22 protein-coding genes are annotated in these 24,096 nt (G+C 57.9%); 12 read left to right on the top strand and 10 right to left on the bottom strand.

The window, feature by feature from the left end; translation table 11 throughout:
- Positions 1–3: 3 nt before the first annotated feature.
- Together SIB83_RS14560 and SIB83_RS14555 are read right to left on the bottom strand one after the other, a co-directional pair.
- The gene (locus tag SIB83_RS14560; RefSeq protein ID WP_413402287.1) at positions 4–825 is read right to left on the bottom strand and encodes a carbon-nitrogen hydrolase family protein; all 822 of its coding nucleotides are present in this window, start codon (positions 823–825) and stop codon (positions 4–6) included.
- A gap of 52 nt (positions 826–877) precedes the next feature.
- Positions 878–1,618 (bottom strand): 2-phosphosulfolactate phosphatase family protein, encoded by a 741-nt coding sequence (locus SIB83_RS14555; RefSeq protein WP_413406386.1) that lies wholly within the window; start codon positions 1,616–1,618, stop codon positions 878–880.
- Between the two features lie 63 nt (positions 1,619–1,681).
- On the opposite strand from SIB83_RS14555, the gene SIB83_RS14550 reads away from it, so the two are divergent.
- The gene (locus SIB83_RS14550) at positions 1,682–3,241 is read left to right on the top strand and encodes a UbiD family decarboxylase (protein ID WP_413746260.1); all 1,560 of its coding nucleotides are present in this window, start codon (positions 1,682–1,684) and stop codon (positions 3,239–3,241) included.
- Here the strand turns inward: SIB83_RS14550 and SIB83_RS14545 are convergent.
- A complete protein-coding gene (locus tag SIB83_RS14545) occupies positions 3,216–4,217 on the bottom strand; it encodes an extracellular solute-binding protein (RefSeq protein WP_413746259.1) in 1,002 nt (333 codons plus the stop codon). The genes SIB83_RS14550 and SIB83_RS14545 overlap by 26 nt on opposite strands.
- A gap of 100 nt (positions 4,218–4,317) precedes the next feature.
- On the opposite strand from SIB83_RS14545, the gene SIB83_RS14540 reads away from it, so the two are divergent.
- Both SIB83_RS14540 and SIB83_RS14535 read left to right on the top strand, forming a co-directional pair.
- Positions 4,318–4,977: a Fe2+-dependent dioxygenase gene (locus SIB83_RS14540; protein WP_413402283.1), complete on the top strand. Its 660-nt coding sequence runs from the start codon at positions 4,318–4,320 to the stop codon at positions 4,975–4,977.
- Between the two features lie 115 nt (positions 4,978–5,092).
- A complete protein-coding gene (locus tag SIB83_RS14535; protein ID WP_413402281.1) occupies positions 5,093–5,272 on the top strand; it encodes a hypothetical protein in 180 nt (59 codons plus the stop codon).
- Positions 5,273–5,395: 123 nt separating this feature from the next.
- Here SIB83_RS14535 and SIB83_RS14530 read toward each other — a convergent pair whose 3' ends face one another.
- Complete coding sequence (locus SIB83_RS14530) at positions 5,396–7,057, bottom strand: iron uptake porin (RefSeq protein ID WP_413746258.1); 1,662 nt, start codon at positions 7,055–7,057, stop codon at positions 5,396–5,398.
- A 1,058-nt stretch (positions 7,058–8,115) separates the two neighbouring features.
- On the opposite strand from SIB83_RS14530, the gene aroA reads away from it, so the two are divergent.
- The 7 genes from aroA (at position 8,116) to SIB83_RS14495 (ending at position 15,736) form a co-directional block, all read left to right on the top strand.
- Positions 8,116–9,426: a 3-phosphoshikimate 1-carboxyvinyltransferase gene (aroA, locus tag SIB83_RS14525; RefSeq protein ID WP_413406384.1), complete on the top strand. Its 1,311-nt coding sequence runs from the start codon at positions 8,116–8,118 to the stop codon at positions 9,424–9,426.
- A complete protein-coding gene (locus SIB83_RS14520) occupies positions 9,423–10,382 on the top strand; it encodes a tRNA (5-methylaminomethyl-2-thiouridine)(34)-methyltransferase MnmD (protein WP_413746257.1) in 960 nt (319 codons plus the stop codon). The genes aroA and SIB83_RS14520 overlap by 4 nt, the downstream gene beginning before the upstream one ends.
- A 232-nt stretch (positions 10,383–10,614) precedes the next feature.
- Positions 10,615–10,800 carry a hypothetical protein gene (locus tag SIB83_RS14515; RefSeq protein ID WP_413402276.1) on the top strand — a complete coding sequence of 62 codons (186 nt, stop codon included), beginning with the start codon at positions 10,615–10,617 and terminating at the stop codon, positions 10,798–10,800.
- 74 nt (positions 10,801–10,874) lie between these two features.
- Positions 10,875–12,227: a bifunctional UDP-N-acetylglucosamine diphosphorylase/glucosamine-1-phosphate N-acetyltransferase GlmU gene (gene glmU, locus SIB83_RS14510; RefSeq protein WP_413746256.1), complete on the top strand. Its 1,353-nt coding sequence runs from the start codon at positions 10,875–10,877 to the stop codon at positions 12,225–12,227.
- Between the two features lie 284 nt (positions 12,228–12,511).
- Positions 12,512–13,819 (top strand): diacylglycerol kinase family protein, encoded by a 1,308-nt coding sequence (locus SIB83_RS14505; protein WP_413402273.1) that lies wholly within the window; start codon positions 12,512–12,514, stop codon positions 13,817–13,819.
- Complete coding sequence (locus SIB83_RS14500) at positions 13,816–15,393, top strand: metallophosphoesterase family protein (protein ID WP_413746255.1); 1,578 nt, start codon at positions 13,816–13,818, stop codon at positions 15,391–15,393. Before SIB83_RS14505 ends, SIB83_RS14500 begins: the two co-directional genes overlap by 4 nt.
- A 148-nt stretch (positions 15,394–15,541) precedes the next feature.
- Positions 15,542–15,736, top strand: a complete 195-nt coding sequence (locus SIB83_RS14495) for a hypothetical protein (RefSeq protein ID WP_413402269.1) — start codon at positions 15,542–15,544, stop codon at positions 15,734–15,736.
- A 9-nt stretch (positions 15,737–15,745) separates the two neighbouring features.
- Here the strand turns inward: SIB83_RS14495 and SIB83_RS14490 are convergent, their stop codons facing one another.
- From SIB83_RS14490 to menD, 6 genes are all read right to left on the bottom strand, one after another.
- Positions 15,746–17,155, bottom strand: a complete 1,410-nt coding sequence (locus SIB83_RS14490; protein ID WP_413746254.1) for a UDP-N-acetylmuramoyl-tripeptide--D-alanyl-D-alanine ligase — start codon at positions 17,153–17,155, stop codon at positions 15,746–15,748.
- Entirely contained in the window at positions 17,152–17,931 is a 780-nt protein-coding gene (locus SIB83_RS14485) for a hypothetical protein (RefSeq protein ID WP_413402265.1), read from the bottom strand. Before SIB83_RS14485 ends, SIB83_RS14490 begins: the two co-directional genes overlap by 4 nt.
- Positions 17,932–18,028: 97 nt before the next feature.
- Positions 18,029–19,573 (bottom strand): glycogen synthase GlgA, encoded by a 1,545-nt coding sequence (glgA, locus tag SIB83_RS14480; RefSeq protein WP_413746253.1) that lies wholly within the window; start codon positions 19,571–19,573, stop codon positions 18,029–18,031.
- A 72-nt stretch (positions 19,574–19,645) separates the two neighbouring features.
- Entirely contained in the window at positions 19,646–20,320 is a 675-nt protein-coding gene (locus tag SIB83_RS14475) for a L,D-transpeptidase (protein ID WP_413746252.1), read from the bottom strand.
- Between the two features lie 32 nt (positions 20,321–20,352).
- On the bottom strand, positions 20,353–21,228 hold the full coding sequence (gene menB / locus SIB83_RS14470) for a 1,4-dihydroxy-2-naphthoyl-CoA synthase (RefSeq protein WP_413746251.1): 876 nt from the start codon (positions 21,226–21,228) through the stop codon (positions 20,353–20,355).
- 14 nt (positions 21,229–21,242) lie between these two features.
- Positions 21,243–22,991 (bottom strand): 2-succinyl-5-enolpyruvyl-6-hydroxy-3-cyclohexene-1-carboxylic-acid synthase, encoded by a 1,749-nt coding sequence (menD, locus tag SIB83_RS14465; RefSeq protein WP_413747388.1) that lies wholly within the window; start codon positions 22,989–22,991, stop codon positions 21,243–21,245.
- 82 nt (positions 22,992–23,073) lie between these two features.
- Between menD and lepB the strand changes: the two genes are divergently transcribed.
- Together lepB and SIB83_RS14455 are read left to right on the top strand one after the other, a co-directional pair.
- Positions 23,074–23,691, top strand: a complete 618-nt coding sequence (gene lepB, locus SIB83_RS14460) for a signal peptidase I (protein ID WP_413746250.1) — start codon at positions 23,074–23,076, stop codon at positions 23,689–23,691.
- 14 nt (positions 23,692–23,705) lie between these two features.
- The gene (locus SIB83_RS14455) at positions 23,706–24,053 is read left to right on the top strand and encodes a DUF760 domain-containing protein (protein WP_413406381.1); all 348 of its coding nucleotides are present in this window, start codon (positions 23,706–23,708) and stop codon (positions 24,051–24,053) included.
- Positions 24,054–24,096: the final 43 nt, after the last annotated feature.

Genomic DNA, 24,096 nt, shown 5'->3' with positions numbered 1-24,096 from the left:
GATTCAGAACGCTGCGGTTCTGCGGTGCTTGAGGCAAGGCATCTGAGCACGGATGCGCTCAAGATGATCCAGGTCCACCGGCGCAACGGCTGCGCCGGGACTCACACCGGCATCAGCCAGCACTGTTCCCCAGGGGTCAATGACCATCGAGTGGCCATGGTTCTGCCGTCGCCCTGCATTGAGACCTGTCTGTGCGGGAGCAAGCACATAGGAGGTGTTTTCAATCGCACGGGCCTGGAGAAGAACCTGCCAGTGGTCCTTACCCGTGAAGGCCGTGAAAGCGGCGGGAATCATCAGCAACTCAGCTCCTGCCTCGATCAGTTCTCGGTAGAGCTCAGGGAAGCGCACGTCGTAGCAAATCGACAGCCCCACCCGACACAGTCCAGGCACATCCACAACAGGTGGTGGAGTCGTGCCTGGCCTGAAAGAAGCCGACTCCCTATAGGAACTGCCGTCTGCCAGGTCGACATCGAAGAGATAGATCTTGTCGTAACTGGCCAGGATCTGACCATCGCGTCCAACCAGCTGGGCCCGCTGAAAGGTGTGAGCACCGTCTCCGACGGGAACGGGATATCCGCCGCCCATAATCACCACCTGGTAGCGACGCGCCATGGTGACCAGGAACCTGGTTGCCTGTTCCGCCAGAACAGGCGCAAGTTCCAGCCGCAGTGAATCCTCTCCGAGAAAAGCAAAATTCTCGGGAAGTCCGATCAACTCAGCTCCACGTCGTGCTGCAAGGTCGATCTGTTCCTCTGCAGCACTGAAGTTGCTCTCCGGGTCGGAACTGCTAGTGAGTTGCACGGCCGCCGCCAGGAAATCACGCACAGAGGTCAGTATTCAGTCGATGGAATGGTATGGCTGAAGAGCGCTTCGCGCTTCAGACACGAACGGCTCGTAAAACACCGGGTTCAACCTGGGTCGGGACAACGTGAATCTGATCCAGACCAGAACAGCAGCTGAAATCAGCATCGTGATCACCGATCCCGATCAACCGTTGACCGTGCGAAGCAACGCGAAGGCAGGCTTCAGGATCATGCTTCCACTGATTCCAGAGAGCCAGTGCCGCCTGGAGTTCATCATTGGCCACTGCAGCTCCGGCAGCAACAAGCAGCTCTCCGATTGCTCCGGCAGCAAGTGAATCCTCGAGGGAATAGGTCCCTTCCCAACCACTGCCGAGGATGACGATCCGCTGGTGCGCTCCTGCCAGCAATCGCTCGGCAACAGCGCGTCTGTTGGGCAGAGCTGCCGTGACAACGCAGGGCACGTCGCGGACCCGCTGCAGAGCGCGGGTGCCGTTGGTGGTGCTCATCAGCAACCGTTTGCCCTTCACCAGCTCAGGGGTCACGGCGACGGGGGAATTACCCAGGTCGAAACCCTCCAACATGCAGCCCCCCCGCTCTCCCAGAAGCAGACGCGAATGGTCGGGCCAGAGCTTTGCCTGCGCTCGCAGTTCATCGAGATCAGCGAACGCCTGCACCGCCTCGGCACCATTGTGCAAAGCCCAGGCGATCGTGGTTGTGGCACGCAGAACATCAATCACGACAGCTGCATCCGGACCGTCTGCGGAACCGACCGTGTCGGGAACATGCGCGGCCGCATGGAAATAGGAAACCTGCATGGCCACACTCACCGTCAGCGTGCGTCACAGTACCGGGATCACCCCTGCTGAGGTGGCCTCCAGATGTCTCTGTTCCGCCCCGGTCCCAGCACACGGGATCTGCGTGCCTTCATTCAGCTGCTGGAGGAGCGGGGACAGCTCAAACGGATCACGGCACCGGTGGATCCTGATCTCGAATTGGCGGCGATCGCCGATCGAGTCCTGGCCAGCGGAGGCCCTGGGCTTCTGTTCGAGAACGTGATCGGATCCTCAATGCCGGTGGCGGTCAACCTGCTCGGGACCGTGGAGCGGGTCGTCTGGAGCATGGGGCTCGAACATCCGGAGCAGCTGGAGGATCTGGGTGAGCGACTTGCGCTGCTGCAACAGCCACGCCCACCCAAGGGGCTGGGTGAAACCAAGAAATTCGCACGTGTTTTCTGGGATCTGGTGAAGGCAAGACCGGACAGAGATCTTTTGCCTCCATGCCGTCAACAGGTGTTTGAAGGCGATCAGGTCAACCTCGACAACATCCCGCTCATTCGTCCCTGGCCTGGTGATGCCGGAGGCGTCATCACTCTCGGACTGGTGATCACAAAGGACCCAGAGACCGGCGTACCGAACGTGGGGGTGTATCGGCTGCAGAAACAGTCGGTCAACACCATGACCGTGCACTGGCTGAGCGTGCGCGGGGGCGCTCGCCATCTGCGCAAGGCGGCTGCACTGGGACAGAAGCTGGAGATCGCCATCGCCATCGGTGTTCATCCACTGCTTGTGATGGCGGCAGCAACACCGATCCCGGTGCAACTGAGCGAATGGCTGTTCGCCGGGATCTACGCCGGAGAGGGTGTCAGGCTAAGCCCCTGCAAGACGGTTGATCTGAAGGTACCCAGTCACAGTGAGGTTGTTCTGGAGGGAACCATCACACCTGGAGAGGTGATGCCTGATGGACCCTTCGGCGACCACATGGGTTTCTACGGGGGAGTGGAGGACTCACCGCTGGTGCGTTTTCACTGCATGACTCAGCGCAAGGATCCAATCTTCCTCACCACTTTCAGCGGTCGACCTCCGAAGGAGGAGGCCATGCTCGCCATTGCGCTCAACAGGATCTACACGCCGATCCTGCGTCAGCAGATCCCTGAGATCAAGGATTTCTTCCTGCCGATGGAGGCACTGAGCTACAAACTCGCGGTGATCTCAATCGACAAGGCCTATCCAGGCCAGGCGAAGAGAGCTGCAATGGCTTTCTGGAGCGCGCTGCCTCAGTTCACCTACACCAAGTTCGTGGTTGTGGTCGACAGCCATATCAATGTGCGCGATCCACGCCAGGTGGTCTGGGCGATCGCCGCCCAGGTGGACCCACAGAGAGATCTGTTCACTCTGGAAAACACACCGTTTGATTCACTCGACTTCGCCAGCGAACAACTCGGTCTCGGTGGACGACTGGCAATCGACGCGACAACCAAGGTTGGGCCGGAAAAAAATCACCCCTGGGGCAAACCTCTGAGCAGACCAGACGATCTGGAACAACGTGTCACGGATCGTCTGGACGAACTCGGCTTAACCGATATCAGCAACAGAGAGCCGAACCCTGAACTGTTCGGCTATCTGCTGGATCAACTCATTGCCAACCGGCCTGGGCCATGAGCTGAATGGCCTTGGGATTAAGAGCACTCAACTGAGAAATCGACACATTATCTGGGGTGAACTTGGTCATCCCTTTCAGATACGTTGATCCCCCAACTCCTGTTAAAGGGAATTCAAAGGTGGGGCCGGCAATCCCCCTGCTGCCATTGGGAGAGGCCAGGAACTCAATCAGCTTGACTGCAGCTGTTTTATTTTTGGCATATTTGGAAACTGCTGCGGCGCTGATATTCACATGCGCCGGATCGGGCATGACAATTTTCACCTGATTACCAAGTTTCTGATCCTTGGCTCCATTGATACCCGCACGCATGCGAGCGAGATAATAATGATTCACCACCCCAACACCACACTTGCCCTGAGCAACAGCTCGAATCAAAGCGATGTCACCAGGGAAATATGGCTGAGAAACATTGGAAATCATGCCCTTCAGCCAGGCTTTGGTGTTAGCTTCTCCACGAATTGCCAGCTGATCAGCAACCAATGACTGGTTGTAGACATTTTTACGATTACGCAGGCAAACTTTTCCTTTCAAATCAGGAGATGCAAGCTGAGCGTAAGTCTTGACCTGGGATGGTTTGACCTGGTTTGGGTTGATGACAATCGCACGAACCCGTCTAGCGATTCCGAACCAACGGTTGGAGGGATCTCGATATCGAGCTGGGACATCTGAATTCAGCTTCGAAGAATTGATTGGCTGAAATAAACCTGCCTTGGCGGCATTGTTGATCCTGGCGGCATCAACAAGAATGATCACATCAGCTTTGGTATTGCTTCCTTCGCGCTTGAGCCGCTCAACCAAAGAAATACCGGAAGCTTCAATCAAGCGAACTTTGATTCCGGTTTGATCAGAGAATGCCTTGTAACTCTGCCTGTCGGTATTGTAATGACGGCCTGAATAGACACGAACTTCTTCAGCGTGCGCGGCGGCCGTCAACAGAGACAGTGACGCAAGAAAAGGAAATGCAAGCAGCTTCATAAAACACAAGAACCCTTCTGAGGTTGTCTGCGAAAAACCGAAACGTCTCGCCAACACGATACCAAGCTACTGCTCATTTAATACAAAAACGTCGTTTTCAATGAATCACATCAAGCTTGAGCTCTTCAGTTCAGACCAGTGCAAGGCACTTCTAGAGAAGGTCAGTCACGCTGAATGGATTGATGGCAGAGCAACGGCTGGTGCCCAGGCCAGGTCAGGGAAAATCAATGAGCAGATTGCTCAGACATCACCGGTCAGAGAGGAGATTCATCGTCTGGTGCAGGACGCTATGTGGGCTAATCCAGCCATCAAAAGCTTCTGCGTACCAAGGAAACTGCATCGATTGCTGATCAGCAGAACAAAATCCGGAGGTGGATATGACAGTCATGTCGATAATGCTTACATGAGCAGCGGCAGAAGTGATCTTTCCTTCACTCTTTGCCTGTCTGATCACCAGGCATTCACAGGCGGAGCCCTGGAAGTCGATACCATTACAGACTCATTGCAGCTGGAATTGAAGCAGGGGGAGATTGTGATTTACCCAAGCTCAAGCATGCACCGGGTCAAGCAGGTGAGCAGTGGTGAGCGAATTGTTTGTGTGGGCTGGATTGAAAGTTATTTGAAAAATGAAGGCGATCGCGTCACTCTTTTTCAACTCGATACCGGAGCCAAAGGATTGCTTGCCAAGCACGGACGAAGTGATGAGCTGGATCTCGTGTTTCTTGCGTATACGAATTTACTGCGATCACTGGGCACGTGAACAACACACGTGAAACGACTTAGAATTGACGGAGCCTACATAAACGGTGGTTTTTGGGATGAAGAGGTCAACTCTTTCCATTTTTCTCGCTGGTGCTGCTGCACTGAGCAGCCAGATGGCAGATCCAGCTGCTCTCGCTGATACCAACCCCATGGGTGGTGGGTTGCAGGAGTGGAACACAGATCAGAACATCGACGCTGAAGCCAAGAAGGATGCAGACGCAAAGAAAGCAGCTGAAAAAGCTGCACAGGAAGACGTCTGCGTTCCGATTGGAGAGGGCGAAAACTGCTGGTAATCAGGCCAGACATTCGCAATCAAGATGAAGGAGGCCGGAGAGCCTCCTTTTTTTATTGGATTTATGAAAGCAAAAAAAAGCTCCCTCAAAGAGGGAGCTTGTAGAAGAATCAACCGATCTGAATCAGAAACGGAAGGTTGTTTTCACGAGGTAGCCAAAAGTGTTGAATCTCTCAGCACCGTCACCGCCGTACCTAGGAGCTGAACCAGTCAGTTCACCGAAGGGACGTGAGACATAGAAAATGGCAGGTGTCACAGCGATGTTGTCGGTGACTTGGAACTGGTAATACAGCTCCATTGCATAGTTGCCATCATCGGGAGTGCCTTCTTCTCGCTCAGTCTCGAACTGAGGCTGGCCGATGGCGAAACCGAGCAGGTTTCCGCGCATGAAGGCATCTCTCCAGTTCAAACCTACGGTCCAGGCTTGTGAGGTCTGCTTTTCACGCAGATCTCTCTTGAAATTGTTAGCAGGGAAATTGACATCTTTACCGTTGAATGATGTCAGATCCCAACCTAGAGAGATGCTGGGAACCCAGCTGGACTCGGAAGGCTGCCACCATGCACGCAAAGCAACAGCATTAGCGTCCTTAAAGCCACGTGAGACAGCTTGATCATCACCACCAACGACTGTGGTACCAGAGCCGAGAGGAGTGCCGTAACCGACAGTCATGCCATCCTGAACATAGGCATAACCAGCGTTGATGTTCCACTGAGGACCGCCATAGCCCACCTGTGCAACAAACTTACCTCCTGAGGTGTTGGTCATAATGCCACCACCTTTTCTGGGATTGCCTTTCGCACCGTTTTTGGCGGTGTAGTTCAAAGCAACAGTAAACTTTGGATCGAAAGGATTATTTTTACTGTTGGGCTTCCAAACGATACCCGCGCCAGGTGAGGTACTGGCGCCGTAAACACCATAGTAACCGCCGAGTTTGAAGTCCTTGAGAATTTCGCGATACACACTGGCAGGAGCACCAAGCATGTAGTAGTTCTCAATCTTGGCTCCCAGGTAAACCTGGAAGTCAGCGCCAAGTGGGAACTGGTACCAGAGCTTGTCAACCTTGAGGGCATCGCCTGTTGACTTGGCAACGCTCAGCTGAGTGATGTTGCCGGTGTAACCCTTACCAGAGAAGGCGTTATTGTTGAAGTTACCTGCACGCAGGCGGGTGTACAAAAGATCCTTTCCGGTGAAACTGGTATTCAGATTCAACGTGGCCCGATAGTTGAACGTGAAGGCGTCTTGACCACGGTATTCAGGGCCTTCGCCAAGGTCGTAGTCCTCACCTCCGTAACTAACACCACCGGTGACGAAATCGACCTTTCCTTTCAGCTTGGTGGTGGTGGAGAACTGGGTTGCTTCCAGTTCACCGACGCGGGCCTCCAGGCCGTCAACACGGCCCTTGACGATGGCGAGCTCCTTCTCGAACTCCTTCATCAGACGCTTGAGCTCGTCGGTCACTTCAGTGACGCGGTCGAGACAGGCGTTGAGCAGCGCGGCCGCTTCAAAGCGTGTCATCGCACGGTTGCCGCGGTAGGTGCCGTTGGGATAACCGGCCACACAGCCGTAGCGCTCAATCAGGTTGCTGAGTGCCTGATAGGCCCAGTCAGTCGGATAGACATCGGAGAACTGGGTGATGCTGGTGACCTGATCCACAGCAACCGCGTCCTGGGAAACGGGGGCGTAGTCAGAAACACCGGCAACATTCATTTCAGTCGCACCAGCAGCCACAGGAGCCAGCAGGCCCAGGGCAGCGGGAGCAACAAGCAGTTGCTTGAAAAATTTCATTGATCCTCACACCAATAAAAGAGGAAGAGGCAATTGCCTCTCACCGTATTAAAACGCACAGACAGCGACTTCGCTACCTGAAAACAGCAATCATCACAGGCAGCTCAGGGCCGGCGACACGAAAAAACCATCCAGAGAGGAAATCAACCAACGCCACTTCGGCACTCAACGCACAAGCCGACAACGGCTCCAGCAGCTAGGACGCATCCTTCATAGCCGTGGATAGGCCCGAAAACCCCCTGATCAAACCCTCAAAACCATTGGCGTTACTATATCAAGCAAAAACAAACCAACACCGCCGAAACATCAAAGGCCGCAGGCGCGGCAACAGATGGACTCCCCATTCAGTCAATCACTGCAAGGTCCCCGGGGAGGCCAGTGCAGCAATTCTGCCAAATTACAAACCGGCCACCCGCGTGACAAACACGACTACCGCCGGTACGAAAGAACGCTGTTTCCGCATTCGGACTCAGGCCAGCGGCTTTAAATCCGCCTGCAAAGCAATTGGGGGGCGCCCAGGCTCATTGATCACCCTGCAGCGCATCAGAACTTCGACCGACCCATAAAAACCATCCATAAATTGATCAGAGCTAATGCGAAACCATGGACGTAGCGCACGAACTGCATTGTCAACAACTCATCAAGGCTTACAACAACGCGGTGAAAAGAAAGGATTGGCAGGCTGCTCGAAACTATCGCGACGAACTCAACATTCTCATAGCGAAAAAAGTTGCGTTGTCTTGAAATTCATTCAATCAAATTCTCTAAATTGCAGAAAATTTGAAATTTAACAATAATCGAACTTTTTAAATAACAACTATTTTTTTTTCCTAAAATTTAACTTTTTATTATTATCAAGAATGTTGAGGATTCGGACTAAGGGATTGGTGAATTTGATTCAAGACGCGTTTCACAACAGTGGTAATAAAAAATTGTCTGCGGGATCTGAAGCCATTCGGACAAAAATGATGACTTGAATCGGCATCAGCCCGCGAACTGATGCTGGATCAAGCGACTCATAGAATTCGACCGCCAAGAGGTGGAAGAACGTGCCGGTAATCACAGGAGATGTCCGCCAACTGAGATCCGGCGGAACTCTTAGTGGTCACGTGAGGGTTCCCGGAGACAAATCGATCTCTCACAGGGCATTGCTCTTTGGAGCCATAGCTGAGGGCAGAACCACGATTGAGGGATTGCTTCCTGCAGAGGATCCAATCAGTACGGCGTCCTGTCTTCGAGCGATGGGAGCGGACATCAGTCCTGTCGCCGATGGTGAGCTCATCACCATTGATGGCGTTGGCCTGGATGGTCTGAAGGAACCGAGTGAAGTGCTCGAGTGCGGAAATTCCGGCACAACCATGCGCCTCATGCTTGGACTACTGGCAGGACTGAATGGCCGACATTTCGTGCTCAGCGGTGATGCTTCCCTCAAGCGGAGACCGATGCAGCGTGTTGGGCAACCGCTCTCGATGATGGGTGCGGAGGTGCGCGGTCGCGGTCAGGGAAATTTCGCCCCTCTGGCAGTTCAGGGACGCAAGCTGCGCGGTGCTGTTGTCGGCACACCCGTCGCCAGTGCGCAGGTGAAATCCGCCCTGCTGCTTGCCGCCCTGACTGCGGATGGCAACAGCACGGTGATTGAACCTGCCCACTCCCGTGATCACAGCGAACGAATGCTGAAGGCCTTTGGTGCCGATCTGGATGTGGGTGGAGAAATGGGCCGTCACATCACCGTTCGACCGGGTGCGCGGTTGAAGGGTCAGCATGTTGTGGTTCCGGGTGACATCAGCTCAGCAGCGTTCTGGCTGATCGCAGGCGCTCTGGTACCCGGAGCTGATCTGACCGTTGAAAATGTGGGTCTGAATCCGACCCGCACAGGAGTGCTGGAAGTTCTCGATCAGATGGGAGCGAAGATCGAGGTGCTCAATCAGCGTGATGTGGCAGGAGAACCGGTGGGGGATCTGCATGTCACGCACGGATCACTGGAACCCTTCCAATTCGGGGAGGAGATCATGCCGCGTCTGGTGGACGAGGTCCCGATCCTGAGCGTGGCGGCATGCTTCTGCGACGGCGAAAGCCGGATCACTGGCGCGGCGGAACTGAGAGTGAAAGAAACAGACCGACTGGCGGTGATGGCTCGCCAGCTGAAACACATGGGAGCCGACATCGAGGAGCACCCCGACGGGCTAACCATCCGTGGAGGCAGGCCTCTGAAAGGCGCACAACTCGACAGCGAGACCGACCACCGCGTCGCCATGAGCCTTGCGGTGGCTGCCCTGATGGCCAAGGGAGATTCAACACTGGCGCAAAGCGAAGCCGCCGCCGTCAGTTACCCAACCTTCTGGAACGATCTCGAGCGACTGCAACGTTGAGGCATCCGCTTGGAGAGCTCAGGGCTATCGAAACCGCAGACGGAAGTCTGAGTCTTCACAGTGATCATTTTGATGAAGCGTTTCACAGCTCCACAGGAGCTCTTGAGGAAGCGGAGGCGAAATTTGTCAGACCCGCTGAGCTGGAAACCTTCTCACAACACAGTGAACTGAAGCTGCTCGATGTCTGCTTCGGAATGGGATACAACAGCGCAGCCATCATGCGTTCACTCCCACCAGCCAGCCATCCCAGATTGCAGTGGTGGGGGCTGGAGCTGGATCCACGTCCTCTGGGATGGGGCCTGGGCCACAAACCGTTCCGTGAGCTCTGGCCCAGTGGCGTGCTCCAGCGACTTGAACAACTGCAGAGAAGCGGCAGATGGTGCGACAGGGGCGGCCATGGATCAATGCTGTGGGGCGATGCGCGCCACAACCTCAAAAAGCTGCCAGGAGGTTGCCAGCTTGACCTGATCCTTCTGGATGCCTTTTCTCCAATGCACTGTCCTCAGCTCTGGAGTGAGGAGTTTCTCGCTGCTCTGGCCAGTCGACTTGCACCGGGAGGGCGCTTGTTGACCTACTGCAGAGCAGCTGCCGTCAGAAGCAGTCTGAGGCGTGCAGGCCTGACACTTCGCTCATTGCTGCCGGCAAAAGGAGAACGAGCGGAATGGAGCTCAGGCACTCTGGCCCTGAAACCACGAACCAACAAAGCGTTGGCCGCTGAGGGGCCAGGCTGGACTTCACTGAGTGCCATGGAAGAGGAACATCTGAACACGAGAGCTTCAGTGCCCTATCGAGATCCCCATGGCGATGATGAGGCCGTAAGCATCCAGCGGAGGCGCGAGCTCGAGCAGCAGTCCTGTGATCTTGAGAGCACCAGCGCCTGGCACCGCCGCTGGCGATCGCATGTGCTCACGAACAGACCTAGTACAAGACCTGAATCTGATGACAAACAGCGATGAGAGGTTGGGATTTGAGTGCCGAAGCGACATCAACAACGGGTTGAACAGACAGGAAAAAATGATCTGATCAAACAGTTTTCGGGGTCTGCATCAACCTTTGCCGGTATGAAAAACAAGGCAGAGGGTGAAATCTTGATTGTCTTTTCTGTTGATTCACAATGGGGAATTCAAGACATCGTCGATTTCGGGCCCATGAAGGTTCAGGCTGAATGCAGTGATGTGCATTTCTGCCATGACTTTCACTCTGTCCGGCTTCGACGCCTGGACATTTCAGATCGTTTTTTACGGCAGTCTTCTGGTTCTCGAAGCCCTGCATGGCGACGACCGCCTCAGCACAGTTCTTCAACCCATGGACTGCACCCGCCAACGGGCCCACGCCCTGATTCGCCAACCCAGTTGCACTCTGGTCGGCCGCTGAAGAGGTCAGGAACCTGACCGCTGGGCGGAATCCACCACATCCCGATAGATTCCGCCCGATTCGCATCGCTGTTCATGCTCGCTGTCGCTGTTCTGGCCGCAGGCAAAGGCACCCGCATGAAGAGTTCATTACCGAAGGTGCTGCAGCCGCTGGCTGGCGCAACCCTGGTGGAACGGGTTCTTGCCAGCGCCGGCAATCTGAGGCCTGAGCGACGGATCCTGATCGTTGGACATCAGGCTGATCGTGTTGAGCAGCAGCTCAGCCACATCAACGGGCTCGAATTTGTGCTGCAGGATCCCCAGAACGGCACCGGTCATGCCGTGCAACAGCTGCTCATGCCTCTGCAGAACTTTGAAGGAGAGCTTCTTGTTCTGAACGGTGATGTTCCCCTGCTGCGTGCGGAAACCATTGATCAGCTGGTGGCGAGTCACCGAAGCAGTGGAGCGGATGTCACGCTGCTGACGGCCCGTCTGGAGGATCCCAGCGGCTACGGGCGTGTTTTCGTGAAGGCGGATGGCCAGGTCAGCGCCATCATTGAGCATCGCGACTGCAGTGAGGAACAACGCTGCAACAGCCTCACCAATGCCGGTATCTACTGCTTCAACTGGCGCAAGCTTGCAGCCGTGCTCCCGACGCTGAGCACCGACAACGATCAGGGCGAGCTTTATCTCACCGACACCGTTGGCATGCTCGATCGTGCCATGCATCTTGAAGTGGACGATGCCGATGAAGTGAACGGCATCAACAACAGACGCCAGCTGGCTCAATGCGAAGCCCTGTTGCAGCAGCGCCTGAAAGAGCACTGGATGGATGAGGGTGTCACCTTCATTGACCCGGACAGCTGCAGCCTGAGCGAAACATGCCGGTTCGGCCGGGATGTGGTGATCGAACCTCAGACGCATCTGCGTGGTTCCTGCCGGATCGGTGACAACTGCCGACTGGGCCCTGGCAGCTTTCTGGAAAATGCGGTGCTGGGCGAAGGCGTCACTGTGCTGCACTCGGTAGTCATCAAGGCCGAAGTGGGAAACAACACGGCTGTCGGACCATTTGCTCACCTGCGGCCCGATGCTGCAGTCGGTGATGACTGCAAGATCGGCAATTTCGTGGAGGTCAAGAAGAGCACCATTGCCAGCGGCAGCAAGGTGAACCATCTCAGCTACATCGGCGATGCCGAGCTGGGAACCAATGTGAATGTCGGTGCTGGCACCATCACTGCCAACTACGACGGCGCCAACAAACATCGCACTGTGATCGGCGACGGCAGCAAAACAGGTGCCAATTCAGTGCTGGTCGCACCGATCAAGCTTGGCAAGCAGGTCACCGTGGCCGCAGGTTCGACACTCACCAAGGATGTCGGGGATGGAGCTCTGGCGATTGGGAGGGCCAAACAGACGATCAAAGAGAACTGGTCAGGAGCCAAGCCATAGGGGGCAGGCGACCGGGTGATGCCTCGCTGGCAATCTGCACCAGCGAAAAGTCTTCCGACCTGCGTTGCGACTGGAACCGGGGTAGCACTCTGCCGAGGATCAATCTCAGCACTATCGGGATCTGTCGGATTTAGTCGTGAGCTGACGTGGAAGGTCTGGTCCACTATTAACAGAGAAGACCTCAATGGCTCACTGCCGTCAGTCGAGCCGGAAAGGCTGTCAGGTCAGGTCGGTGAACTCCAGGCCAACCATGTCCAGACACCAGACAACTCACCTGAGCATCGATGCCGTCGAAAATTGTTCTCAATGCCGACCTGAACGTTTGTTCGGCGCTCAGAACCTGGATCCTCAACAACGCTGCGGTTCTCAAAGGTTTCGAACTTCTCGTCGCTGAGGATGTGCTTGAGCTGATGACCAGCGGCGGAAGCCTCGACGATCTTGCAGTCACGGCATCGCGTGCCATCACTGAAGGAGGTGATATCGAACTGGCCGCAACGATCATCAACGGCGAAATCAGCGGCCTCGTCCATTTCCCATCCCCAGGCGGTGAAAGAGCCGGGGACGTGCTCTCCGAACCACTCCTGCGGGCAGCACTGCTCAACAACCTGCCCATCGCGCTCAATCCCGCCACCGCGTCGGCAATCCTTCGGGGCATCAAGGGAAGTCGTCGAGGATTTCTGATTTTCAACCCCATTTCAGGACAAGGCGATCCCAACGCCGAACTCGCCGAGATCCGCAACTACCTCGAGCCCCAGATCATGCTTGAGGTGTGGATGACCAAACCCGGTGTCGATCCGAGCGTGCAGGCACAGGAACTGATCAGGGAGATCAACGCCTTCGATCAGGAGGGGCAGGGTAAATCGCTGATCATTGCCTCCGGTGGTGATGGCACGGTGGGTGCCGTCGCCAGTGCACTGCGAGGCACCGACATTCCTCTGGGCATCATTCCCAGGGGCACGGCCAACGCCTTCTCGGTCGCGCTGGGAATTCCAACGTCCGTCAAGGCCGCCTGCACCAATCTGATTCTCGGCAACACGCGCCTTGTGGATGTTGCGCTCTGCAATGACAAGCCGATGATCCTGCTGGCAGGACTTGGCTTCGAAGCCGGCATGGTCAACAAAGCCAGCCGTGAACTGAAGAACATGCTGGGGCCGATGGCCTACATCTTTTCGGGAGCCCGGCAGTTGGTGGAACAGCAACCCTTCACGGCCGAATTACTGATCGACGGCGAATCAACGGAAGTGAATGCCAGTGCCATCACCGTGGCCAATGCAGCCCCCGCAACATCAGTCATGGCACAGGGCTTCGGTCAGGTGATCCCCGATGACGGCCAACTGGAGGTGATCATCGCTTCACCAAGAGGGCGGATGGGCGGCTTCTCGGTGTTGTCCAGCCTGGCGAAATCAGCAGTGCTGAAAAACAGTGCCAGCAATGCCGATATCTTCTGCACACGCACACATCAGCTGAGCGTGACCCTCCCCAAGCCGCAGACCATGGTCATTGATGGTGAGATCGAGGAAACCGACCACATGACGGTGTCCGTGATCCCCGATGCACTGAAAGTCATCGCACCAATCCGTCTCAGCCCTTGAATCTCGCCAGCGACCCGCCGATTGAGCGCAAGATCATGCGCATGGAACACCGCGTCCGCTGGCAGCATCCGGCGATCAGGGAGCGAGGGATCGATCAGACACGACTGGTGATCGATCCTTCCGGAGGCCACAGAACAAAACACGACGCGTTTCACTTCCTGGTGCTCGGCGACAGCGGAACAGGTCGCCATCGACGGCACAGCCCTCCGCGTCACATCGCCGAGCGTCTGCTCCCTCACAAAAACAAGGCCGCCTTCCTGCTGCACACAGGAGATGTGGTGTATCTGGTGGGCGCCGCGGCCCAGTACCGCAACAACTTCATTCGCCCTTACCGGGAATGGCTCTGTGGAGGAGAGAACTGGGAAAGCATCACTCCGCAGAACCTGCTGTTCAACCAACCCTTTCTGCCGGTGCTCGGCAACCACGACTATTACGATCTGGCCCCGATCATCTCGGCACTGGCCGGACTGACCCTGCCCCTGCGTCGCTATCTGCAGTGGTTTCACGATGTCGATACCGGATGGCGCGGTTCTGATCAGGGGGGCTGCTTTGCCCATGCCTTCATGGATGTGCTGTCGGACGTGCCCAGCAGCCGCTTGGCTGACCATCTCGACCGTCACTACACGGCTGAATGGGATGGTCATCGTTGCCTGAGCTATCAACCCGGTCATCACACAAGTCTTCCGAACCGCTACTACCGGTTTCGTCATGCCGGTGTCGACGTTTTCGCGCTTGACTCCAACACCCTGATTGCACCGGTGAGTGGTCAGGATGACCGTGTCCGGCTGCGACAACAGCTGAAATCCCTTGAAGACGAACAGGCTCACTGCCTCAAGGCGCTTTCCCTCAAAGCAAGCGACGAGAATCAACGCGATGGACTGATGGATGACCTCGAAACGCTCCAGGAGGAAAGGCTGGATCTGCAACGGAGGCTTCAGCACCACACCGCTGTGGACGGCGAGCAACTGAAATGGTTGTATGAGGGACTGATCGAATCCCATCGTGATCCGGATGCCCGCGGCCGGATCCTGACCTTGCATCACCCGCCTTACGTGACGGAGAGAACCAAATGGGCTCAGGCCGACACGCTGGCGATCCGAAACCGACTGCGCAACGTTCTCGATGATGTGAACACAGCTCTTGGCAGACACAGCCGTAATCACCGAACCGTTGATCTCGTACTCAGCGGTCATGCCCATTGCCTCGAGGTCTTGCGAACTCATGACACCGGCCACGGCGATTCATTCACCAACTGGGTTGTCTGCGGAGGCAGCGGCTACAGCCTTCGCGATCAACGGGGACAGGGACCTGACCTGACCGAAGCACGGGACAACGGAGAACAGCGACTGGTTGCCAGCAGTGACCTCTACGTGGGAAGAAACTGGGCTGATTGCGATGGCGGCAAGGCGTACAGCGCCCTGCGAGTCGACATCAGCGAGGGATGTCCTCTGAGGATTCAACTGACTCCGCTGATCTCCAATCGTGAGGAGAATGGCTGGAATGAGGTCACCATGGATCCGATTGAATTGCTGCAGACAGATCAGCTCAAACCAATGAGCTCAACAGCTGAATGAGGGATTAACAACAAATGAGTGATTCGAAACAACAGTGCCGAACCAGAGCAGACGTGAAAAATGACATGAATCCCCTGAATCTCTAAAGCTGTTGGCAATGGTTTCATGCTGAACATGAGGGAACTTGGGTGTATCGATCACTGGATCCATGAGCGATCAGAAGCGCTACACGGTGCGATACCGCGACGGCAGCAGCAGAAGACTCGAAGCCTGTTTTTATGCCAGTGATGCGTTCGAGGCCAGAGTGCTGGCCATGGAGGCAGTTCCCTTCATTCGAGACCACCCCCATGCCATTGATCTGATTCGCTGCGAAGACTCCAACACCGATGTAATGGTGGCTTGAACCCTTAGCTCAGGGTTCTTGCAGCAGTGGAATCAGCCGTTCAAGCGCAACTCCTCGGCTGGCCTTGAGCAGCAGAGTGTCTCCTGGCTGAAGCCATTGATTGAGAACCTCAGCAGCGAGTTCTGGAGACTCCGCAAGAGCGAAGCGGTCCATCGACTCCGCAGCTCGTTGCATGGCAGAAGCTTCCGCACCGGACGCCACAGCCACCAGACCATCCAGTCCGAGCTGCACAGCTCTGGAGACGACTGCCTGGTGCAGCTCGATGCTGCTTTCACCGAGCTCAAGCATGGTGCCGAGCACGGCGAATCGACGACCTGGTTGTTGTGCGAGCAGATCCAGAGCTGCGAAAACGGCTTCCGGCGAAGCGTTGTACGTCTCATCCAGAAGATTGAGTGTGCCGATGCTCAGGCGCCTGTTGCGCCCGCCGGGCACATCCACCTGGATCGCCTGCAGATCCGCCGGGGAAACCCCGAGTTCAAGAGCGACCGCCAGTGCCAGCATCAGATTACGGGCGTTATGACGTCCTTCGAGCGGACAGTTGAAGCGCAGACCATCAAAGCTGAGCACACTCTCCCGCGCATCATGCACCCCGATCAGATCCGCGACATCAGGATCAGCCACAGGCAGGCCCGCCACTTCGGAGTCATCAGCAGAGAGATCTCCCTCCAGGGCAACCCGCACAATGCGGCCGCTCCAGCAGCTGGAGAGTGCGTGCTCCAGCAGAGCATCACCTGCAGGAATCACCACAACTCCCTGAGGAGCCAGAGCGGCGGTGATCTCACATTTGGCCTGAGCGATGGAGGCTCGACTTCCGAGCCGACCGATATGAGCAGTTCCGATGTTGGTGATCACAGCGATCTCCGGTTCCGCACAACGGGAAAGGCGCTCAATCTCACCCAGGCCGCGCATGCCCATTTCCAGAACCACAGCAGCATGACCTTGATGCGCACCCATCAGGGTGAGCGGCACGCCGATGTCGTTGTTGTTGTTGCTGACGGTGGCCTGAACATCTCCAAGAGGCGCCAGCGATGCTCGGATCAGCTCACGTGTGGTGGTCTTACCGGCTGAACCGGTCACGGCCACAACGCCCGCTTTCAGCTGACGCCTGTGCAGCGTGGCCAGCTGCTGATAGGCCCAGAGCGTGTCGTCAACCCTCCAGTGCAGCAGCCCATTCGGCAGGGGATGGTTCCAGTCAATGGCCACAACAGCGGCCTGAGCCCCAAGCTCCACGGCCTGGTTCAGAAACGCATGTCCATCAAAACGGTCACCGCGCAGGGGAATGAAGAAAGCACCAGACTGCAGCTGCCGACTGTCCGTGCAGACAGGCCCGAGCTTGGCCTGCAGCTGATCTGCGGACGCAGCTCCACGCAGTTCGGGATTCCCCCAGAGCTGCACAAGCTGAGCGAGCTGCAGCGTCATGACGAAGGCAACGGGTCGAACATGATCATGCCGCCGCCCACCCTGGCGGGCCTGGCGAGCAGACGCTGGTTGACATCTTCAAGAGTGATGACATCGAAGCCCTGGTCCTGCAGGGTGAACCACCAGCTTTCCGCGCACTGGCGACGGAGGGTCAGCGGCAGTTCAGACCACAGATCTGAATCCACAACCAGCACCGCAGCATTCTCTGCGGGAACAGGCCGTGCAGACAGCAGCAAACCTGTTGGAGCAGCGCTGTCGACATCCACCTGCTCCAGCAGATTCAACAGGGGATTCACCTGCAGGGCCGCTGGCTCCGGCTCAGAGGATTCGAAAAGCTCGGGCTCAGCTGGTGCGACCTGAATCGGCGCCTGTGAAGGAGACGTTGTCAGGGACCTCGGTGCTTGATCAGCATCGCCAGGCACGATCGCAGGTTCGGGGCTCAGAGGGCGTGCATCAGGCAAGGGAGTCGTGCGCATCCGTTCGACAACCGGAGCTGGATCCGGTTCTGCGACGTTCAAAGCTGCACGCAGCTGGACGACACCAAGCGAAAGAACCAGCAACAGAGCGGCCAGCACCAGAGGCCAGAAAAGAGGAGCCAGATCCTGTGGCCAGAATCCGGGAGTGGAAAGATCACCCTCACGATTGCGGCGTCTGAGTTCCTGAAGGCGCAGTCGCAGATCCGCCAGAGCAGCTGGAAGGTCCTCACGCAATGCTTCCCAGGGGCTCTGGTAAGGAGCCGGAAGCGAACGTTGGTCCTTTGCATCCTGTTCCTGCATCACTCAGCCATGAAGCCATGAAAACCGAGTGACGCACAGTTTTTGCGCACAAGGCTCAATCCCATCATGGTCGTTTCTGACAGCGACGAAGCGATCTTCAAGAACGTGACTGACGCAGCAAACGGGCCAGGGGATTGCGACTGCCTCGACCACGGCCATCAGCCTTCGAGGCCTGGTCAGCCTGCGGATCAACGGCTCCATTGCGCGATGGATCAGCTTCCTGACCCTGAGAGAAACGCTCGACAGCCGCCGCATCGGGTCCGGGCTCCTTCAGACCACACACATCCCTGTACATCTGGTCGTACTCAAGGGCCGAACGCGCCCAGCTGTAATCCTCACGCATGCCTCGCAGCTGGAGCTGTCGCCAGCTGTCCTGATGGCGATAGGCCTCCCAGGCGCGAACCAACGCGGTGTAGAAGTCAACCGGCTCGAAGCGATCGAAGCAGAAACCTGTTCCCAGATCGTTGCGCGGGTCATGTGGTGGCACGGTGTCAACTAGTCCTCCAACCTTGCGGACAACAGGCACACAGCCGTAACGCATGGCATTGAGCTGGCTGATGCCGCAGGGTTCAAAACGACTGGGCATCAGGAAGGCATCACTGCCGGCGTAGATCAGGCGTGAGAGTGCATCGTCGTAGGTAAGAAACACCGAAACCCTGCCGGGATGGCGGGAGGCAAGCTGCCAGAGACCCGACTCGAGGCCTCTCTCACCGGTCCCGAGCACAACAATCTGGGTATCGGTATAGGCCAGGAGTCGATCGGCGACCTGAAGGAGCAGATCCACACCCTTCTGATCAACAAGGCGCGTCACCATGCCCAGCACAAAGGCGTCATCGCGCGGCTCAAGCCCCATTCGCTCTTGCAGCACGCGCTTGCAAACCAGCTTCCCACTGAGGTCATCAGCGCTGTAATTCGCTGGCAAGGCCTTGTCTGTAGCAGGATTCCAGGCCTCGAGATCGATGCCATTGAGGATTCCGCGCAGCTTGCCTGCGATGTAGTTCAGCAACCCCTCCAGTTTTTCGCCGTACTCGGAGGTACGGATCTCCTGCGCATAGGTCGGCGAAACGGCATTGACTCCCTCGGCATAGAGAAGCGCCGCCGCCATCGTGTGATCGCCCTGCATGTACCAGGGGCACCAGGTCATGCGGTCCAGCTTCCAGCGCCAGGGTCCCTGATATTTGAGGTTGTGGATGGTGAAGACCGTGCTGATTTCAGGGTCCTGATGCATCCAGACAGGGATCATCCCCGTATGCCAGTCATGGCAGTGCAGCACCTGGGGCTTCCAGACATTCCAGGAGAATTCCGCTGCCGCACTCGCGAAGAAGGTGAAGCGCCAGTCTTCGTCTTCACCGCCGTAGATGCGCTCAGGGTCGAACACGGGATGCCCGACCAGATAGAGAGGCAGGCCGTTGGTGGGATGGCGGGTCTCGAAGACTGCAAATTCAGTGCCCATGGTCTGGGCTCGCCAGATGGGTTCAGCTGGAATCTCCAGCTGGCTCCAGAGCTTGCTGTAGCCGGGCATGATCAAGCGCACGTCATGGCCGAGCTGGGCCAGAGCCGGAGGCAGGGAACCGACCACATCGCCCATACCGCCCACCTTCACCATGGGTGCACATTCAGCGGCGGCAAACAGCACACGCATGGACGATCGATCCGGCTAAGCGGCGCGACTTTAAGCGCAATGCCGCTTGATCAGGCCTGGTGATCAGGCTGATCAGGGCAGCACGGTGACCGGAGTGCCGACCCGCACCATCTCGAAGATCTCCTGCACGTTCTCCTCGTAGAGACGCACACAACCGTGAGACACGGCGCGCCCCACCGTCCAGCGATAGGGGGTGCCGTGAAATCCAGCCACCGTGCAGCCCTCGATATCGAGATATTGCTCACCATCCCAGCCTTCGCGACCTTTGCAGTCGCGGTGAAAACCGATCCAGCGGCTTCCGAGTGGATTGTCCGCATCATTCGGTCCCAGCTTCTCGCCGTTCACCGGATGGGTCCATACCGGTTTCTTCACCTTCTGCATCACACGAAAACGTCCTGCGGGCGTTTCCCATCCCACCGTTCCGACCGCAGCTGGAAAGCGACGGGTAAGGACACCGTCGTGGAGAACCAGCAACTGGCGATGCTGACGATCAAGAACAAGCTGCAGACCCAGGCGCTGCAGCAGATCATCGGGAACCCGCTGGATGGATTCAGCATCCGTGACCGCTGCTGCCAGGGGGGGGATCGGATCCGGTTCGCGCTTGGCTGTTGGCGTCACAGCTTTTGGCGCAGCAGCATTTTCAGTGGTGAACTCTGTCTCAGCGGACAGAGCACCACCAGGCAGCAGCAACATCAGTGCGGCCAGGGATGCCGGGCCCGGTGAGGGGATGGAAATGTGAACCGGCATCGCTGCGCAGAGCGGGATCTCACCCTGTTTAGCTAAGGCAGCCAGGGGGAAGAAGAGAAATCGGGATCTCTCTTCTCAAGGAAGGCATTACGACCCTCCTGACCCTCCTCGGTTCGATAGAAGAGATGGGTCGCCTGTCCCGCCAGTTCCTGAAGCCCTGCCAGCCCGTCAGTTTCGGCGTTGAAGGCAGCCTTGAGACAGCGGATCGCGGTGGGGCTGTGCTGCAACACCTCCCGGGCCCAGCGCACGCCCTCGGCCTCCAACTCCTGCAAAGGAACAACAGCATTCACCAGCCCCATCGCCAGCGCCTGCTCAGCGCCGTACCTGCGACAGAGAAACCAGATCTCCCGCGCCTTTCGCTGGCCCACCACCCGGGCCAGATAACCGGCACCGAATCCGCCATCGAAACTGCCGACCCGTGGTCCGGTCTGGCCGAACACGGCATTGTCCGCCGCCAGGCTGAGGTCGCAGAGCAGATGCAGCACCTGGCCGCCACCGATCGCATAGCCGGCCACAAGGGCGATCACCACCTTGGGAAGACTGCGGATTATCCGCTGCAGATCAAGAACATTGAGCCTGGCCAGACCCTGCTCATCGAGATAGCCGCCGTCGCCACGGACGCTCTGGTCACCACCTGCGCAGAAGGCATAACCGCCGTCGTCTGCAGGACCGACCCCGGTGAACAGCACCACGCCGATGCCGCTGTCATCACGAATGCGGGCGAAGGCATCGCAGAGCTCCGCCACGGTGCGCGGGCGAAAGGCATTGCGTTTCTGCGGTCGATTGATGGCGACCCTGGCGATACCGGAGTCGCTGCGATCGAGCAACACATCCTCGTATTGGACCCAGGGTTGCCATGCCACTCCTGAATCACCGGGCAACACCGGACGGGACGAAGACTCAGCCATGCCAGCGACGACGATCAGGACTCTTTTGTACCGCCCCGGGACTGCTGCAGTGCGGTGACCGTGACCTCACGCAGCTGCCGCCGCAGTGCGGCTTCGGCGGATCGATCGGTGCAGACGCGCAGCAGAACCGTGCGCTGCTGCGAGAGCCCCCATTCCAGAGCCGACTGCAGGTCCTCGAGCCGGCTGAGCTGACGTGAGGGCACCGCGTGGGCCGCTGCAAGGGCAAGGGGATCGAGGCGCTGAGGCATGGCGAACAGCTGCTCAAACGAGCTGGAAGCACTGGAGGCGATCGGAAGCTGGGCAAAGATTCCGCCACCGGCGTTGTCGATCAACAGCACCAGCAAAGGTGGAGAGACCTCACTGGCCAGCAGCCAACCGTTGCTGTCGTGCTGCAGCGCAAGATCACCACAGATCAGCACGGTTGGACCCAGAACGCGAGCCAGACCAAGAGCCAGCGAGAGAGTGCCGTCGATGCCGGAGGCGCCTCGGAAGCTGAAACAACAACGCGCCCCCAGATCCGAGGCGGCGAAGGTCTGCCAGTCGCGCACGGGACTGCTGGCGGCGAGCATCAGCGGCAGCCCCTGCGGCAACAGTTCGGGCAGGGCCTTCATCAGTGCGGGCTCGCTGACAGCGCCAGCAGCTGGCAAGTGCTGATCCAGAACGCTTTGCACCTGGGCGTCGGCCTCAGCCCAGGCCGTGAGCAGCGCCCTGGAGCTGGAGGGAGCGAAGCGAGCATCGGTGCTGATGGCGTTCCACCAGGCCACCAGGCCACTGCTGCACTGCCTCGACATCCCCAGCGGATCCAGGCAGCGGGGTTCGCCTTCGCTGATCAACAGCTGGCCCGAACCAAGGCTGCGTAACCAACTCTCCAGTCGCCGGCTGGCAGGGAGTGGGCCCAGCCGCAGCACCTGAAGGCCTGCCTCAGGAGCCGGCAGACCCCGCGGCAACAGCAGCTCCCAGTGGCGAATCAGATTGGGAAGATCTGCAGGAATTGCGGCCAACTGGTCCGCCAGCACCGGCCAGCCACTGCACTCAGCCACAGTCCTGAGTGCCTGCTGATAGGCGGGCTTGTCGGCCTCCAGCCCCCGCCAGGGTCCGGCCACCACCACCCCGGGACGAGACCAGTCGAGGCAATCGGTTGGCCTGGCAGCAGCGGAGGCCACCGGCAGGCAAAACGGCCGCTGCTCATTCCAAGCACAATCCCAATCAGACCAGGCCTGCTGCTGGTCTTCGCGGCTGGGATGCAGGGGCTCCTCGAAAGGGAGATTGAGGTGCACCGGCCCGGGATGCTGAAGCGTTTGCTCCCAGGCCTTGTCCGCCAGCGCTTGCAGCTGGGTCTTCGACAGCCGGTGCAGGCCATCGATGGGTCCTGTCATGAACGCACGGCATACCGAAGCCAGAAAGTCCTCCTGATTGACCGTTTGGTTGGCGCCGCAGTTCTTGAGCCTTTGCGGACGATCGGCGGTGAGCAACAGCAAGGGCAGCGCTGAGCGGTCGGCCTCCACCGCAGCGGGCAGCAGATTGGCCACTGCAGTACCCGAGGTGGTGATCACTGCCGCTGCACGCCCGGATGCAGTGGCCATGCCGAGGGCATGAAAAGCGGCGGAGCGCTCATCAATGGCCGTGGTCAACATCAGCATTCCCCGTTCAGCCAGGCCACCCGCCGCAAGCGCCAGTGGTGCGGAACGACTGCCAGGGCAGAGCACCAGACGTTCCAGGCCTTGCCGCTGCAGGTACAGCAGCAGGCCGATGGCGGAGGCCAGGTTGTCGGAAGCGTGACTCAGACCTGATGCCGAGGCTGATGCGATCCTCGGTCAAGGCCAACCCTCATTGCTGACGCTGCTGATGAGCGACCCGTCCGCCGACTCCACGAAACGTCAGGGCAGCTGGCGCTCCTTGCTGATCTGGGTGCTGCTGGCACTGCTGCTGCGCTGGATCGTGGTGGAGCCGCGCTGGATTCCATCCGGATCAATGCTGCCCACATTGCAGCTGCAGGACAGGATCCTTGTGGAGAAACTGAGTCCACGCTTTGACCGGGCGCGTCACCAAGCGCTGCCCCTGAACAGCATCGTGGTGTTCAGGGTTCCTGAGCCACTGGTGCGGGCCGGCTATGACCCGGATGCTGCATTGATCAAGAGGGTGGTGGGCAGGCCTGGAGACCAGCTGGAGGTGCGTGATGGCCAGCTCAGGCGCAACGGCGAGGCCGTGGATGAGCCCTGGCTGAACGAGGCGATCGACTACGTGATGGCCCCGGTCACCGTGCCGGACAACGAGCTCTGGGTGATGGGCGACAACCGCAATGCCAGCCTTGATTCACACCTCTGGGGCCCCCTGCCGGAAGCCGATGTGATCGGAACGGCAATCCTGCGTTATTGGCCGCTCAGCAGATTCGGGCCGATTCGGTTCTCACGACCGGACGCCTTGGTGACGAAGAGCACAGCTGCGATAGGGTCAAGGGCATGACGGAGCGCGATGGGATGTTCAATCCTGAGTTTCTGACCACTGATAACCAGGAGGGTCAGCCCGTCAATGGCCTGATTCAGTACCTGCAGGACCAATCTCCGGACGTGCTGCAACGCGTGGCTAAATCGGCCAGCCCGGACATCCAGGACATCATTCGCCATAACGTTCAGGGATTGCTGGGAATGCTCCCCGGTGAACAGTTCGAAGTGAAAGTGACATCCAATCGCGACAATCTGGCCAACATGCTGGCCTCCGCGATGATGACTGGTTACTTCCTGCGCCAGATGGAGCAACGCAAGGAATTGGAAGAGACGTTGTTTGGAGACGATGAAATGGCGATCGACTCCGAATCGAATCTCTGAACCCACAAGCCAATTCACATCCGCAGTGCTCAGCGATTACGGC

This window comes from Synechococcus sp. MIT S9507 (assembly GCF_047304715.1).
In the GTDB taxonomy this organism is placed as follows: Bacteria; Cyanobacteriota; Cyanobacteriia; order PCC-6307; family Cyanobiaceae; genus Synechococcus_C.
This window is presented reverse-complemented; position numbering and strand designations above follow the sequence as displayed.

Bases quoted from the DNA above. Each gene is read 5' to 3' on its own strand.
- SIB83_RS14555 (WP_413406386.1), bottom strand. From the start codon at position 1,618: ATGCAGGTTTCCTATTTCCATGCGGCCGCGCATGTTCCCGACACGGTC.
- SIB83_RS14550 (WP_413746260.1), top strand. From the start codon at position 1,682: ATGTCTCTGTTCCGCCCCGGTCCCAGCACACGGGATCTGCGTGCCTTC.
- SIB83_RS14545 (WP_413746259.1), bottom strand. From the start codon at position 4,217: ATGAAGCTGCTTGCATTTCCTTTTCTTGCGTCACTGTCTCTGTTGACG.
- SIB83_RS14540 (WP_413402283.1), top strand. From the start codon at position 4,318: ATGAATCACATCAAGCTTGAGCTCTTCAGTTCAGACCAGTGCAAGGCA.
- SIB83_RS14535 (WP_413402281.1), top strand. From the start codon at position 5,093: ATGGCAGATCCAGCTGCTCTCGCTGATACCAACCCCATGGGTGGTGGG.
- SIB83_RS14530 (WP_413746258.1), bottom strand. From the start codon at position 7,057: ATGAAATTTTTCAAGCAACTGCTTGTTGCTCCCGCTGCCCTGGGCCTG.
- SIB83_RS14515 (WP_413402276.1), top strand. From the start codon at position 10,615: ATGACTTTCACTCTGTCCGGCTTCGACGCCTGGACATTTCAGATCGTT.
- glmU (WP_413746256.1), top strand. From the start codon at position 10,875: ATGCTCGCTGTCGCTGTTCTGGCCGCAGGCAAAGGCACCCGCATGAAG.
- SIB83_RS14505 (WP_413402273.1), top strand. From the start codon at position 12,512: ATGCCGTCGAAAATTGTTCTCAATGCCGACCTGAACGTTTGTTCGGCG.
- SIB83_RS14495 (WP_413402269.1), top strand. From the start codon at position 15,542: ATGAGCGATCAGAAGCGCTACACGGTGCGATACCGCGACGGCAGCAGC.
- SIB83_RS14490 (WP_413746254.1), bottom strand. From the start codon at position 17,155: ATGACGCTGCAGCTCGCTCAGCTTGTGCAGCTCTGGGGGAATCCCGAA.
- SIB83_RS14485 (WP_413402265.1), bottom strand. From the start codon at position 17,931: ATGCAGGAACAGGATGCAAAGGACCAACGTTCGCTTCCGGCTCCTTAC.
- glgA (WP_413746253.1), bottom strand. From the start codon at position 19,573: ATGCGTGTGCTGTTTGCCGCCGCTGAATGTGCACCCATGGTGAAGGTG.
- SIB83_RS14475 (WP_413746252.1), bottom strand. From the start codon at position 20,320: ATGCCGGTTCACATTTCCATCCCCTCACCGGGCCCGGCATCCCTGGCC.
- menB (WP_413746251.1), bottom strand. From the start codon at position 21,228: ATGGCTGAGTCTTCGTCCCGTCCGGTGTTGCCCGGTGATTCAGGAGTG.
- lepB (WP_413746250.1), top strand. From the start codon at position 23,074: ATGAGCGACCCGTCCGCCGACTCCACGAAACGTCAGGGCAGCTGGCGC.
- SIB83_RS14455 (WP_413406381.1), top strand. From the start codon at position 23,706: ATGTTCAATCCTGAGTTTCTGACCACTGATAACCAGGAGGGTCAGCCC.